Annotated in this window: 9 protein-coding genes; 5 read left to right on the top strand and 4 right to left on the bottom strand. The window is 68.7% G+C overall.

What is annotated here, in order from left to right:
* Positions 1-7 precede the first annotated feature (7 nt).
* The 4 genes from BEI_RS18170 to BEI_RS18155 all read left to right on the top strand — a co-directional run bounded on the left by BEI_RS18170 (position 8) and on the right by BEI_RS18155 (position 7,856).
* Positions 8-1,756: a putative bifunctional diguanylate cyclase/phosphodiesterase gene (locus BEI_RS18170; protein ID WP_097790822.1), complete on the top strand. Its 1,749-nt coding sequence runs from the start codon at positions 8-10 to the stop codon at positions 1,754-1,756.
* 62 nt (positions 1,757-1,818) lie between these two features.
* Positions 1,819-3,468, top strand: a complete 1,650-nt coding sequence (locus BEI_RS18165) for a methyl-accepting chemotaxis protein (RefSeq protein ID WP_097790821.1) — start codon at positions 1,819-1,821, stop codon at positions 3,466-3,468.
* Positions 3,469-3,478: 10 nt separating this feature from the next.
* Positions 3,479-5,251 carry a bifunctional diguanylate cyclase/phosphodiesterase gene (locus tag BEI_RS18160; RefSeq protein ID WP_227644516.1) on the top strand — a complete coding sequence of 591 codons (1,773 nt, stop codon included), beginning with the start codon at positions 3,479-3,481 and terminating at the stop codon, positions 5,249-5,251.
* A gap of 97 nt (positions 5,252-5,348) precedes the next feature.
* Positions 5,349-7,856 carry an EAL domain-containing protein gene (locus tag BEI_RS18155; RefSeq protein ID WP_097790820.1) on the top strand — a complete coding sequence of 836 codons (2,508 nt, stop codon included), beginning with the start codon at positions 5,349-5,351 and terminating at the stop codon, positions 7,854-7,856.
* A gap of 92 nt (positions 7,857-7,948) precedes the next feature.
* On the opposite strand, the gene ftsZ is transcribed toward BEI_RS18155, so the two are convergent.
* Complete coding sequence (gene ftsZ / locus BEI_RS18150) at positions 7,949-9,043, bottom strand: cell division protein FtsZ (protein WP_097790819.1); 1,095 nt, start codon at positions 9,041-9,043, stop codon at positions 7,949-7,951.
* Positions 9,044-9,249: 206 nt separating this feature from the next.
* On the opposite strand from ftsZ, the gene BEI_RS18145 reads away from it, so the two are divergent.
* Positions 9,250-11,124, top strand: a complete 1,875-nt coding sequence (locus BEI_RS18145) for a methyl-accepting chemotaxis protein (protein WP_097790818.1) — start codon at positions 9,250-9,252, stop codon at positions 11,122-11,124.
* Positions 11,125-11,430: 306 nt separating this feature from the next.
* Here the strand turns inward: BEI_RS18145 and BEI_RS18140 are convergent, their stop codons facing one another.
* The 3 genes from BEI_RS18140 to BEI_RS19460 all read right to left on the bottom strand — a co-directional run bounded on the left by BEI_RS18140 (position 11,431) and on the right by BEI_RS19460 (position 14,323).
* A complete protein-coding gene (locus tag BEI_RS18140; protein WP_097790817.1) occupies positions 11,431-11,628 on the bottom strand; it encodes a hypothetical protein in 198 nt (65 codons plus the stop codon).
* Positions 11,625-11,978 carry a hypothetical protein gene (locus BEI_RS18135; RefSeq protein ID WP_097790816.1) on the bottom strand — a complete coding sequence of 118 codons (354 nt, stop codon included), beginning with the start codon at positions 11,976-11,978 and terminating at the stop codon, positions 11,625-11,627. The genes BEI_RS18140 and BEI_RS18135 overlap by 4 nt, the downstream gene beginning before the upstream one ends.
* Before the next feature lie 80 nt (positions 11,979-12,058).
* A complete protein-coding gene (locus tag BEI_RS19460; protein WP_097790815.1) occupies positions 12,059-14,323 on the bottom strand; it encodes a flagellin N-terminal helical domain-containing protein in 2,265 nt (754 codons plus the stop codon).
* Positions 14,324-14,450: the final 127 nt, after the last annotated feature.

Below are 14,450 nucleotides of genomic sequence, written 5' to 3'. Positions count from 1 at the left end.
AAGCGGGATGGCGCGACAGGAGGGCGGTCGGGTGGATGGCGTGACCGAGGAGGAGTGCCGGCCGCGTCACTGTGGCTGCGATGGCGAAGCGTCCGTCGAGGCGCTGGTCGCGGAGAGCTTCCATCATGCCGGGGAGGCGATGCTCATCACCGCGCAGGACGGTCGCATCCTCGCGGCGAACGAGGCCTTCCGGGCGATGACAGGGCAGGCGCACGAGGCGATGATCGGCGAGCCCCTGGAGCGCTTTCTGCTGCGGGAGGCCCAGTCCCGGGACGCGGACGACGCACCGGGCCGGCGACAGGTGAGCTACCGCAACGCCCTGGGCCGGGTCTGCCCGGCGATCATGTCGCGGGTCCCCGTCCAGACTGAGAACGGACGCCCATGCCATCACGTCATCACCCTGGTCGACCTTGCGACCCATGGCGACCGGGACGGTCCCGGGGCGAGCCATCACGACTTCGATGCCCTCACCGGCCTGCCCAACCTGCAGCTGCTCACCCGGCTGATCCAGGAGGCCATGCACCGGGTGCGTCTTCGCGGCGGACGGCTCACGGTATGCTCGCTGGACATCGATCACTTCAAGCAACTCAACGACCGGCTGGGCCAGACGCTGGGGGACCTCGTGCTCTCCACCTTCGCCTATCGCATCCGTCAGCTCCTGCAGGATGACGACATCCTGGCGCGCATCGGCGGGGATGAGTTCGTCCTGCTGCTGCACCACGGGACCGACGAGGCCGATCTGGGTCGGCTCCTCGAGGCCATTCGCCGCCCCCTTCGCCTCGGGGAGCGGACGCTGCAGCTGACGGCCAGCCTGGGGGTGTCCAGCTTTCCGGGCGACGACGTCGCCGGCGATGTCCTGCTGCGTCATGCCACCCAGGCGATGTACCGAGCCAAGCAGCGCGGCCGCAACACCTTCCATGTGTTCGATCCGACCCGGGACCGGGAGCTGCAGGTGCGACAGGAACGGCGCCAGCGTTTCGCCAGGGCGGTGGCCGACCAGGAGCTCCGCCTGCACTACCAGCCCCAGATCGACATGACCGACGGTCGGGTCATCGGGCTGGAGGCACTGGTCCGCTGGCAGCATCCGGAGGAGGGCCTGCTGAGTCCTGCCGCCTTCCTGCCGCTGGTCGAGGGGTCGTCCCTGGAGTCGGTGCTGGGGGAGTGGGTGATCGATCAGGCCCTGAGGCAGTTGTCGGCCTGGCAGTCGGATGGCCTCCCGCTTTGCGTGCACGTGAACATCAGCCCGGCCCACCTGCTCGCCGAGGACTTCACCGAGCGGCTGGCGAGCCTGCTGCAGCGCCACGACCGGGTCCCCCGGGGTCGCCTCAAGCTGGAGGTACTCGAGACCGCGGCCATGCACGACATCGAGGCCGCCCAGGCCGTGATGCGCCATTGCCAGGCCCTGGGCATCGACTTCGCCCTCGACGACTTCGGTACCGGCTTCTCGTCGCTGACCAACCTGCGCCGGCTGCCGGTGGACCTGATCAAGATCGACCAGAGCTTCGTGCGGGCCATGCTCGACGACCCCGACGACCGGGCGATCGTCGAGAGCGTGGTCTTCATGGCCCGGCGCTTCGGCCGACCGCTCCTCGCGGAAGGGGTGGAGACCCTGGCGCACGCCCGCGCCCTGGTGGCGCTGGGGTGCACCCTCGCCCAGGGATACGGCATCGCGCGCCCGATGCCCGCCGCCTCCCTGCCCGCCTGGCTGAGGGAATGGTCGGGACGCCACGGCTGGCATGCCATCGGAATGTCATGAATCGCTGATATAACGCCGCCCTGACTCCGGCGATTGTCTTCCATCAGCGACAGGACTTCCCCATGCGGCTTCTCGATCGAATGACCATCCGGCTCAGCTGGTTCCTGGTACTGGTCGCCTTCGGCGCGATCATCCTGGGCACCGGCGCCCTCGGCCTCTACGCCAACCACCATGGGCGGAGCGCCTTCGAGACGCTGCGCGAGGTCCAGGTGTCCCAGTCCCGGGCCCTCAACCGGGCCTATATCGCCACCCTGCGTGCCCAGGTGGCGATGGATCGTGCCGCCCACCTGATCCGGGTGCCCTCCTTCGATCGTCCCGGGCCGGTCCTGGAGCAGGCGGACGCCTACATGGACGAGGCCAAGGCGGCCTTCGAGCGATTCCAGGCCGTCCCCGTCGCCCCGGGCCAGCAGCCGGCGAAGGAGACGCTGGTCTCGCGCTTCCAGTCGCTCTACAGCACCGGCCTGTCCCTGCAGCGGATGCTGCTCGAGGAAGGCGATGCGGGGGGCTACGATTCGGGCAAGTCCCGGGTCAGCGGCATGAGCCAGGCCTTCATGGACGCCGCCGATGCCTTCTTCGCCGCCTCGGCCGAACGTGGCGACGGCCTGGCCGAGCGATTCAACGCCATGGCCGGGTGGCTCAACCTGGCCCTGGCCGCCGCCCTGGGCGTGGCCCTGGTCATCGTCCTGGTGGTGGTCTGGGGTGTGCGTGCGAACGTGCTGCGGCCGTTGACCCGAATGATCGAGCACTTCCGGCGCATCGCCGACGGCGACCTGGCCACGCCGGTGGAGGCCCGGGGGGACAACGAGATCGGCCAGCTCTATGGCGAGCTCGACGGCATGCGCGAGGCGCTGGCGGCGACCGTGGAACGGGTCCGCGACGGCAGCCACCGGGTGCTCGCCGGGGCGGCGAGCATGAGCGAGGGCAACCAGGAGTTGTCGGCCCGCACCCAGCAGCAGGCCGCCTCCCTGGAGCAGACCGCCGCCAGCCTCGACGAGATGACGGCCTCGGTGGCCGACAACACCGGGCATGTCCGCGAGGCCAACGAGCTGGCCGAGCACGCCACCGGCAGGGCCCGAGAGGGCAGCGAGGTGGTCACGGCCTTCGTCGAGACCATGGGGGAGATCCACCAGCGCTCCGGGCGGATCGGCGAGATCGTCGGCCTGATCGACGACATCGCCTTCCAGACCAACCTGCTGGCGCTCAACGCCTCGGTGGAGGCGGCCCGGGCCGGCGAGCACGGCCGCGGCTTCGCCGTGGTGGCGGGCGAGGTCCGCTCCCTGGCCGGACGCAGCGCCCAGGCGGCCAAGGAGATCCGGGAACTGATCGAGGCATCGCGGGCCAGCGTGGAGCGGGGCAACGGGTTGTCGCACCGCGCCGGCGAGGACATGACGGCCATCGTCGCCGCCATCCAGGGGGTCGGCGAGCGTATCGACCAGATCGCCCATGCCTCCGCGGAGCAGCACCGGGGCCTCGAGCAGATCAATCAGGCCATGCACCAGATGGGCACCGTGACCCAGCGCAACACCGCCATGGTGCAGCGGGCCAACCGCACCGCCCTGACCCTGGAGGAGGAGGCCGAGCGGATGCGGGCCTTCACCGCCCGCTTCGCCCTGGCGCCGCCCCAGGCAGAGCCGGCCGTGCCCGCCGAGCCGGCGGCCGAGCCTTCGGCTTCGGAATGGGAACCCCGGGCGCTCGACGCCCTGCCGGCCTGAGGAGTCCCCCATGCCAGACGCGATCCGCGAGCCGGCACGCCAGACCGGCGGCGCCATGATCGATCACGAGGCACGGGAGCTGGACCGCATCCTGGGCGAGGGGCGGATCACCCCGCTCTTCCAGCCCATCGTCGATGCCGGCTGCCAGGGCATCTTCGGCTACGAGGCCCTGGCCCGGGGCCCCTCGGACTCCCCGCTGCACTCGCCGCTGACGCTGTTCGACACCGCCAAGCATACCGGGCGCCTGGTGGAACTCGACCTGCTGTGTCGCCGCCTGGCCATCGAGGCCTTCGCCCGGCTCGACCTGCCGGGCCGGCTCTTCCTCAACGTCATGCCCACCTCGCTGCTGGAGCACGACTTCCAGGAAGGGCTGACCCGGGCCTTCCTCGACGGCGTGGGGCTGTCGCCGGAGCGGGTGGTGATCGAGCTCACCGAGCACCTGCCGATCCACGACTATGCGCTGATGCGCCAGGCCGTCGACCACTACCGGCGCATGGGCTTCCAGGTGGCCCTGGACGACCTGGGCGCGGGCTACTCGAGCCTGCGCCACTGGGCCGAGCTGCGGCCCGATTTCGTCAAGGTGGATCGTCACTTCGTCCAGGACATCGACCGCGACCCCGGCAAGTGCCAGTTCCTGAACTCCTTGCTCGAGGTGTCGCGCAGCCTCGGTTGCCGGGTCATCGCCGAGGGCATCGAGACCGACGGCGAGCAGCGCTGCCTGTGGGGCATGAACTGCACCCTGATGCAGGGTTACCACTTCGCCCGGCCGGCCCTGGACCCGCCGCGTCGGCTCGAGCCCTCTGGTTCGGCCCTGCCGTCGATTTCGGGCACCTTCGGCACCAGCGCCGCCATGCTGTGCCGCCATCTGGGGCCGGTGGCCCAGGGCACCCCCGTGCCCGAGGTGGTGGAGCGCTTTCGCCGCGACCCCGAGCTGCGTTGCCTGGCGGTGCTCGATGACGACCGGCGACCGGTGGGGCTGGTGCGCCAGCACGAGTTCCTGGGCCTGTTCACCAACCCCTTCAGCCACGCGCTCCACGCGCGGCGCGACATCGATACCCTGATGGATCGCCGCATGCTGGTCGTCGAGGAGTCCATGCCCCTGGAGGCGCTCAGTCGACGCGTCACCGGCTCGCCCAAGGGCCGCCGCGACGACTTCGTGATCGTGGACGGCGCGGGGCGTTACCGGGGGTTGGGGCAGGTCATCGACCTGTTGCGCGAGATCACCGCGCTGCAGGTACGCAGCGCCCGTCAGGCCAACCCCCTCACCGGCCTGCCGGGCAACGAGGTGATCAACGACACCCTGGCCGCCCGGCTGGCCGAGGGCGCCCCCTTCGCCGCGGTCTATGCCGACCTCGACCACTTCAAGGCCTACAACGACGCCTACGGCTATGCCCAGGGCGACCAGGTGATCCTGGCCCTGGCGCGGAGCTTCCAGCAGGAGGCCGGCGACGACGGCTTCGTCGGCCATGTGGGCGGCGACGATTTCATGCTGGTGTTGCCGGACGAGGCGGGGCGGGCCCGCTGCGAGGCGATCCTGTCGCGCTTCGAGCGCTTCATCCCCAGCTTCTACTCGCGGGAGCATCGCCGGGCCGGCGGCTTCCCGGCGCGCAATCGGCAGGGTGAGGCCGTCTTCGTGCCGCCGATGACGCTCTCCCTGGCCTATCACGCCGTCTCGCCCGGCACCGGGCGCACCGCCATGGACATCGCCAACGTCCTGGCCGAGCTCAAGGGGCAGGCCAAGCGCCGACCGGGCAACAGCCTGTTCATTGATCGGCGTCAATGAAGAAATCCTGATTTAGCTGTTCTACCCTGGTGGTTAGGGGCTAGAGTAACGAGTTTTCCCTTGATCCTTCTCAAGGAGCGACTCGGATCACGACTTCATGACGCAAGACTTCCCCATCGAGCGCATCATGCAGACCGGCCTGCTGAGCTGCGGGCCGGCGACCCCGCTGTGCGAGGCCGCTGCCCGCATGAGCGCGCGCTGTTGCAGCTCCATCCTGATCGTGCAGGACGGCAGGACCCTGGGCATCTGGACCGAGCAGGACAGCCTGGCCATCGACTTCGCCGACCCTGCCATGGTGCGTCGGCCGATCGCCGAGGTGATGAGCCAGCCGGTGGCCCGCCTGCCTCGCCATGCCACGGTGGGCGAAGCCGCGATGCGCTTCGCGGTGGAACGCTGTCGCCACTTCCTGGTGGTGGATGACGCGGATCGGCCCCTGGGGATCGTCAGCCAGACGGACGTGGCCCTCAACCAGGGCCTGGAGCCCTACCTGCGACTTCGCGAGGTGCATGGCGCCATGCGTCGCTCGCCGTTGGTGCTGCCCGGCGACCTGAGCCTGGCCGAGGCGGCGCGTCGGATGCGCCAGCGTGGCGGCGATGCCGCCGTGGTCGGCGGCGACGGCCAGGAGCTCGGCATCCTCACCGAGCGCGACCTGGTGCGCTTCGTCGCCCGCCATCCCGGCAACGTGCCGGTGGGCGAGCTGGCCAGCCGGCCGCTGCTGACCATCGGCGCCAACGATCCCCTGATCCAGGCCCGGGAGCTGCTGGTCGGCCAGGGCATTCGCCACCTGGCGGTACTCGACGAGGCGGGCCGGGTCGACGGCCTGCTGGGCTTCCAGGACATCCTCGCCGGGGCCGAATACGGCTATCTGCAGGACCTGCGCGAGGCCCTCGAGCAGCGCGACCAGGCCCTGGCCAAGTCGCGGGAGAACCTGCAGCTCGCCGAGCGGGTCATCGACGCCTCCCTGGAGGGGATCATCATCACCGATCCCCAGACGCGCATCGAGTTCGTCAATCCCGCCTTCACCCACATGACCGGCTACAGCCTCGAGGACGTGGCCGGCCACACCCCGGCCATCCTGTCCTCCGGCCGGCACGATGCGGCCTTCTACCGCGACATGTGGCAGTCGCTTCAGGAGAGCGGCTTCTGGCGGGGCGAGATCTGGAACCGTCGCAAGAGCGGCGAGCTCTACCTGGAGCTGCTGACCATCTCGGCCATCCACAACGAGGCCGGCGAGGTGAGCCACTACGCGGCGCTGTTCACCGACATCACCCATATCCGGGAGAACGAGGAACAGGTGCGCCGGCTGGCCTACTACGATCCGCTGACACGGCTGCCCAACCGCCGTCTGCTGGACGATCGCCTGTCGCTGGCGGTCCGCCATGCCCATCGTCACGGCCGTCGACTGGCGGTGCTCTTCCTCGACCTGGACCACTTCAAGCGGGTCAACGACTCCCTGGGCCATGCCCTGGGCGACGAGCTGCTGGTGAAGCTCACCGGACGGCTGAAGCAGCACCTGCGGGAGGACGACACCCTGGCCCGGCTGGGCGGCGACGAGTTCCTCGTGCTGCTGCCCGACGTGCAGGAGATCGACGAGGTGACCCGGGTGGCGCGGCGGCTCATCGAGTCGGTGAGTGCTCCCTTCGAGCTGGGTCGGCACCGCTTCCGGGTCGGCTGCAGCCTGGGCATCAGCCTCTACCCCGATGACGGTGACGACGCCGAGGCGCTGGTCCAGCGGGCCGACGCGGCCATGTACCGGGCCAAGCAGGAGGGTCGCAACACCTACCGGCTGTTCCGCGCGGAGATGCACGTCAAGGATCATCACGACCTGGCCCTGGAGACGGCGCTGCGCAACACCGCCGAGACCGGCGACGGGCTCGCCGTCCACTACCAGCCGCTGGTTGACCGCGACAGCGGCGAGGTCCACGGCGCCGAGGCGCTTCTGCGCTGGACGAGCTCCGAGTTCGGTCCGGTCTCGCCGGGGGACTTCATACCGCTCGCCGAGCGCTCGGGGCTGATCCTGCCGCTGGGGCGCCGGCTGATGCACCTGGTGGCCGGTCAGCTCCGCGACTGGCGCGAGTCCGGCCTGTCGCCGCCCCGGGTGGCCATCAACCTCTCGGCGCGGCAGTTCTGGCAGAGCGATCTGGTAGCCGAGGTACGCCAGCTCTACGAAGACTACGACCTGCCGCCGGGCCAGATCGGCTTCGAGCTCACCGAGAGCACCCTGCTCGACAAGCACCAGCAGGCCACCGACACCCTGGCGGCGCTGCGCGAACTGGGTTGCTACATCGCCATCGACGACTTCGGCACCGGCTACTCCTCGCTGAGCTACCTTCACCAGCTGCCGGTGACCACCCTCAAGATCGATCGCTCCTTCGTCCGCGACCTGGGGGTCTCCCGCAGCAGCGGGGCCATCCTCGCCGCGGTGACCGGCCTGGCCCGAGAGCTCGGCCTTCGGGTCGTGGCCGAAGGGGTGGAGACCGAGGCCCAGCTCGAGGCCCTGAGGGACTACCACGTGACCCTGATCCAGGGCTTCCTCACCGGCCGGCCGGCGCCGGCCGAGGACTTCGAGGCGCGTTATCTGAGATCGGCGCTGGTGCGGACCTAGGCGGACGCCCGGCGGAGTTCTTCCGCGGGCTCCCCTCGTGGGAGCGCTCTTCAGAGCGCGATCCGCCGCGCCAGCGGCGGTCTCTCCCGTCGCTATCGGGGCTTCTTCAATCCTTTCAGGAAGTCGCCGATGTCGAGCAACTCGCTCGAATCGGCGCTCGCCCCTCCGCCCCGAGTCCGCCTGTCCGTCGCCTGACAGCGCCGGGTCGGGGGCTCCCGTCCTTCCGGGCTGACCTCCAGACCGGTGGCGACGATCGAGACCCGCAGCCGCCCTTCCATCGACGGGTCCAGTGCCGTGCCCACCACCAGCATGGCCTCCTCGCTGGCGAAGGTCGCGACCTGGCGGCCGACCTCGTCGAAGTCCGCCAGGCTCAGGTCCGGGCCGGCGGTGATGCTGACCAGCACGCCGGCGGCCTCGGCGAGGTCGGTGGCCTCCAGCAGGGGATGCTCCACGGCCGCCTGCACGGCCTCGCCGGCGCGCCCCTCCCCGTGGCCCTCGCCGGTGCCGATCCGGGCCCGGCCGGGGTGGCGCATCACGGCGGCCACGTCGGCGAAGTCGATGTTGATCATGCCGGGCTTGGTGATGACCTCGGCGATGCCGGTGACCGCCTCGCGCAGGATGTCGTTGACCGCCGCGAAGGCTCGCATCATCGAGGCGCTGGGGCCCAGCGTCGGCAGCAGGCGGTCGTTGGGGACCACCACCAGGCAATCCACCCGGCCGTTCAGGGCCTCGATCGCCGCCTCCGCGGCCTGGCGGCGCCGCGTGCCCTCGAAGGTGAAGGGGCGGGTCACCACCGCCACGGTCAGCAGGCCCATCTCCCGGGCCAGGTCGGCGATCACCGGAGTGGCGCCGCTGCCCGTGCCACCGCCCATGCCGGCCATCAAAAACAGCATGTCGGCCCCGGCCAGCCGGGCGCGCAGGGCGTCTCGGCTCTCCTCGGCGGCGCGCCGGCCGGCCTCCGGGTCCGCCCCGGCGCCCAGCCCGCGGGTGATGGCGCCGCCGATGGCCAGCGCCGAGGCCTGCGGCAGGGCATCGAGGGCCTGGCGGTCGGTGTTCACGCCGATCATGTCGATGCCGGCCGGCTCGGTGGTCTCGAGCAGATGGCGGATGGCGTTGCCGCCGCCGCCGCCGACCCCGACCACCTTGAGGGAGGCCGGGTATTCCTGGGGAGTGTGCGGGTCGCTCATGCGTCCTGTCATGGAGTGGGTCACGGGAAAGGAATGTCTCCCCCCATCATCGGCGAAGCCGCATGCATCTTGAAACCCCGTCCGGGGAGACGGGCGAGCGCCACTCGGGCCTCAAGTTCCTGCGTCCTACGCCGATAGTCGTAGGACGTCGCCGCCTGGCACCCGGGCGGCGGCGCATAACAAACTCCATACCCACGAGAGTGATGATGCTGACTTCCCTGAGACTGAGAATCCTGATCGCCACCCTGGTGGTGATCGCCGTGGCGTTGATCCTCAACGGCGCGGCCAGCTACCTCACCGTCAAGTCCCACAACGACGACCAGATCGCCCAGCAACTCGACTCCATCGCCCGCGGCAATGCCCTGGCGATCGAGGAGTGGATCGCCGCGCGGGCCAGCATGGTCGAGGCGACGCGCGAGCCGGTCATCGGCGACGCACCCCGGCAGGCACTGATCCAGCTGGCCGAGTCCGGCGGCTTCCTGTCGGCCTATCTCGGCAAGCCCGACGGCAGCCTCGTCTCCTCCGACGGCTGGGTACCGCCCGACGACTACGATCCCCGCCAGCGCGGCTGGTACCGTGCCGCCACCGAGCAGGAGCGGACCATCGTCTCGCTGCCCTACGTGGACGCCAACACCGGCGGCCTGGTGGTCACCTTCGCCACCCCGGTGGAGCGCAACGGTCGCCTGCAGGGCGTGATCGGCGGCGACGTGCTGATCGACAAGCTGATCGAGCAGGTCGGCGGCATCCGGCCCACGCCTTCGAGCTTCGCCTTCCTGAGCAGCGGGGGCGAGACCCTGATCGCCCATCCCGATCCCGACTTGACCCTCGAACCCCTGACCCGGGTGAGCGAGCAGCTGACGCCGTCGGTCATCGCAGAGCTGGGGCGCAGCCCGGAGGCCTGGAATCGGGTGGCCGTCGACGAGGCCGACAAGCGACTCGCCGTGACCCCCATCGCTGGCACCGACTGGGAGCTGGGCGTGGCCCTCGACGAATACGAGGCCACCGCCGGCCTGCGTGGGATGATGAGCGCCTCCGCCATCACCCTGGTGGTGGTGGCCCTGGGCGCGGCCCTGATCCTCGGGGGGCTGCTCAGGATTGCCTTCCGTCGCCTGCTGGCCACCCGGGATGCCATGGAGAACGTGGCCAGCGGTCAGGCCGACCTGACGCGTCGTCTGCCGGAGGACGGCAACGACGAGGTGGCCCAGATCGCCAACGCCTTCAACCGCTTCGTCGCGCGCATGGAGTCGGTGATGCTGACCATTCGCGACAGCAGCGAGTCGGTGCGCGTGGCCGCCACCGAGATCACCCAGGGGGGACAGGATCTCTCCCGGCGCACCGAGAACGCCGCCTCCAGCCTGCAGCAGACCTCCGCCTCCATGGAGGAGATCACCAGCACCGTGGAGCACACCGCCGAATCCTCCCGGCAGGCCAACGGCCTGGCCGAATCGGCCAGCGACGTGGCGCGTCGCGGCGGCGAGGCGGTGACCCGGGTCGTCACCACCATGGACGGCATCACCGACGCCTCCCGCCAGATCGGCGAGATCGTCAGCGTGATGGACTCCATCGCCTTCCAGACCAACCTGCTGGCGCTCAACGCCTCGGTGGAGGCGGCCCGGGCCGGCGAGCAGGGTCGCGGCTTCGCGGTGGTGGCCGGCGAGGTGCGCCAGCTGGCCAGCCGTAGCGCCGAGGCGGCCAAGCAGATCAAGGGGCTGATCGACACCTCGGTGGAGCGCACCGAGGAGGGCGCGGCCCAGGTACGCGAGGCCGGCGACACCATGCAGGAACTGGTGGAAAGCGTGACCCGGGTGGCCGACGTGCTGGCCGAGATCACCGCCGCCACCGGGGAGCAGAGCGACGGCATCGGCCAGGTCAACGTGGCGGTCTCCGAGCTCGACCGCATGACCCAGCAGAACGCCGCCCTGGTGGAGGAATCCACCACCGCCGCCGAGCAGCTCAAGGACCAGGCCGACCGCCTGGCCGAGGCCGTGGGGGGCTTCACCCTGAGCCGGCATGCCCACGAGGCCCTGGCCGACGACTCGTCGTATCAGGCCCTGCCGGGACGGGTGGCCGAGCCGGCCTGAGGCAAGTCCTCCAGCTCGCTACGCAAAAAGGGTGCCGATCGGCACCCTCTTGCATTGCGCTTTGCAACAGAGTGGAAACGCAGCCGTAGGCCGGAAAAACGAGCCTGCGAGTGCATCCGGCGGTCCCCGAGCCGGGTAGTGGTGAATGCGCTAACGCTCATCCCGTATCTGTCTGGTCACATCGGCCGCTTCCCGGTGAAATGCAAGGAACCCTGGAACCGGTGGGGAAGTGGTGCTGGGCAGGAGCGCAGCTCGCTGCGCGATAACCCGGTTCTTCTTCTTGCTGTCGCTTCGCAATGAGGCCAATCAAGACGACTTCAGCATGGCCAGGGTCTGTTCATGTTGCTGCTTGAGTGCCGACTCGAGGATCTCGTTCAGCTGCTGGTAATCCGCCGGCATTGCCTCATCCATACCCGTCGCCTCGAAGCGCTCCAGTAATGCTCGGGTATCCTGAATCACAGCATCGAGCTTCTCGATGACCTGCTGGTGTTCTTTGCCGGTCAACGGGAAAGTTCCTGGGCACGACGGTAGAGTGCCCAGGCGCTCTCGACAGCAACCGCCTCATGGGCATCGAGTGTCAGCACGGCATTACCCTCGCTATGACGGCCTTGGGCGGCATCCTCCAGCTGCTGCGAGTACCGCTGCATCAGGTGCTCGAGGTTCATGCGAATCATCGAGATCTCCAGCTCGAACTCGATCTTCAGCTCTTCCAGCCTGGCTTTCTCGGCCTCGTCGGTGCAGCGCTCGATCCGGCCCTGCAGCGTGCCATCCACAAGGCGTTCAGTAGCCTTGAGCTTGGGGATAAGGTCGTAGACGACCTCGCGGGTCGTGATCGTCTCGGGGAGGGCGTGCATTATCATTCCCTCAATGCATCGGGACCCTGCCGGGCGTCCGTTCGTGGGACATGGACCTCTCCTGTTCCGGGCCCTTGCCCTCAGCCCAGCAGGGACAGCACATTCTGAGGCAGCTGGTTGGCCTGGGCGAGCATGCTGTTGCCGGCCTGCTGGAGGATCTGGGCCTTGGTGAGCCGCGAGACTTCCCGGGCGTAATCGGCATCGAGGATGCGTGAACGAGCCGAGGCAAGCTGTGTCTCGGCGGTCTGGCTGGTCTCGATGACCGAGTCGAGGCGATTCTCCATGGCGCCCAGGTGGCTGCGCTTGCTGTCGACCATGGCGATGGCCTGATCCAGGGCTGCGAGCGGATTGCGGGGGTGCTTCAGGCGGATGTCCTGGTCCACCTCGGTGATATTGATGGTGGTGTGCGCCACGCCGTCGTCCAGGGCGCCGTCGGCATCCGTCTGGACCGTGACGTTATAGCCGCTGTCCAGGGTCTGGGTGGGGTGATAGATGATCACCTCGCCGTCACCGTTGACGGTCTTGATCAGGATATCCCCGTGCTCGTCGTCGACCAGGCTGGCCACCTTGTAGGCACCGTATTCGGACTCGCTGTCCGGCAGGTCGAAGTAGTAGTTGCCGTCGCTATCCTCCCGCAGGACGTCGCTGAAGGATTCGCTGTTGGCATCCGTGTAGTTGACCTGGACGTTGCGCGGATCGAGGGTCACGGTCGAGGTGCCGGAGACCCGTTCCACTGCGTGAGCGCCGGCATCGTAGGTCACCGGCGAATTGTTCGTCGCCGAGACGGTGACGCCGCCGGTCGTCCCGTCGGGCGCGGTCTCGACGCTGACCTCCGCCTCGTAGTAACGATAGACGCCGCCGCCTTCGTCGACCTCGATCATGTACCGGTCGCTGGCGTCATTGCGTTGCATCAGGCGGGTGCTGCCGGCGAATGCGCTGCCACTACTATCCTCGAAGCCGGGGGTGACGCCGGACAGGTCCGTGGTGGGGGCCTGGTTGACGGGGCTCGTCTCGCCGGTCAGGTCCAGTCCCGCGAAGGCCTCGTTGGTCTCGGCGCCCAGGGTCAGGGTCGTGACCTCCGAGGGGGGCGTGCCCGTGGTCGTGGTGGAGGCAGTGTCCAGCCGGTAGTAGGCGGTGCCGCCATCGACCGTGGCACTCAGATAGAGATCGCCATCCGGATTCTCCACCAGTTCGCCATCGGTCAGGGCGGCCCCACCGGCGTCCTCGAATCGCACCTGATCGTAGTCATCGAGCTGGTAGGTGGTGCCGTCGACGACGAAGTCCTGATCCGCCGGGACGGCCGAGTAACCAGGACCCGGCAGGGCGCTACTGGCCTGGTGGACCTCCATCTGGTTGGTTCCGCCCCCGTCGGTCGTGAAGTTCAGCTCGGCATCGTAGTAGCGCACGATACCGTCCTTGGACTCCCGGATCAGGTAGCCGTCCGCATCCTCGACCAGGGTGCGGCTGGCCCCGTCGGAGAAGGCGTTGCCGCCGCTGTCATGGAAGGTGGGTGAGCCACCGATCGTCGATGTCGTCAGGGAGGTGACCTCGTCATAGAGTCGGGCGCTCGTCGACACGTCGACCGTGCTCTGGTCGGTGGACGTCTCGTGGTGAGCGCTGACCCAGGCATCGTAGAAGACGGGATCGCCACCTTCCTCGGCGCTGACGTAGTAGCTCGACCCATCCCACATCAGGGCCGGGTTGCTGGCGGATACGCCGCTGTAGGTCACGGTGGTGTTCGGGTCATCGAGCACGATGTGTCGCGCGTAGCCCTGCAGGGTGTCGCGGTCGGTGACGTCCCCCTCGATGCCTGCGACGGTGAAGTCCTCGAGCCCCAGGGACTCGACGCTGAACCCGGGCGGTGTCAGGTTGAGATCCAGCTGTTCCTCGTCCTGGGTGCCGACCTGCAGGCCCAGGCGTCCCGCCTGGCCGTTCAGCAGCGGTATGCCGTTGTAGCTGGCCGACTCGGCCAAACGATCGATTTCCTTGAGGTTCTGGTTGATCTCCGCCTGGATGGCGTCGTTATCATCCCATTGCAGGCTGCCGTTGAGCCCCTGCACCGTCAGCTCGCGAATCCGGTGGAGCCGCTCGTTGATCTGGTCCAGGGCGCCGTGAGCGGTCTGGGCCAGGGAGACGCCGTCATTGGCGTTGCGCTGGACCTGGGCATGGCCATTGATCCGGCTCGTCATGCGATTGTCGATCCCGAGGCCGGCTGCATCATCCTTGGCCCCGTTCACCCTCAGGCCCGAGGACAGCCGCTCCATCGCGGTGCTGAGGGTGTTGCTGGCGCGACTCTGATGTTGCTGGCCCTTGAGAGCCGGCAGGTTGGTCTGGATCGATGCCATGATTGCGTCCTTGCAAAGGCGGTGTGTCCAAAGAGGTATGTCGGCAGCTTCAAATGCAACTTTAGCGAATATCGAAACAGTGCTGTTGATGGCAGCCGATGCGGGATTCTTTGGGTGTCAACGGTCA

This window comes from Halomonas beimenensis, assembly GCF_002549795.1.
In the GTDB taxonomy this organism is placed as follows: Bacteria; Pseudomonadota; Gammaproteobacteria; order Pseudomonadales; family Halomonadaceae; genus Halomonas; species Halomonas beimenensis.
This window is presented reverse-complemented; position numbering and strand designations above follow the sequence as displayed.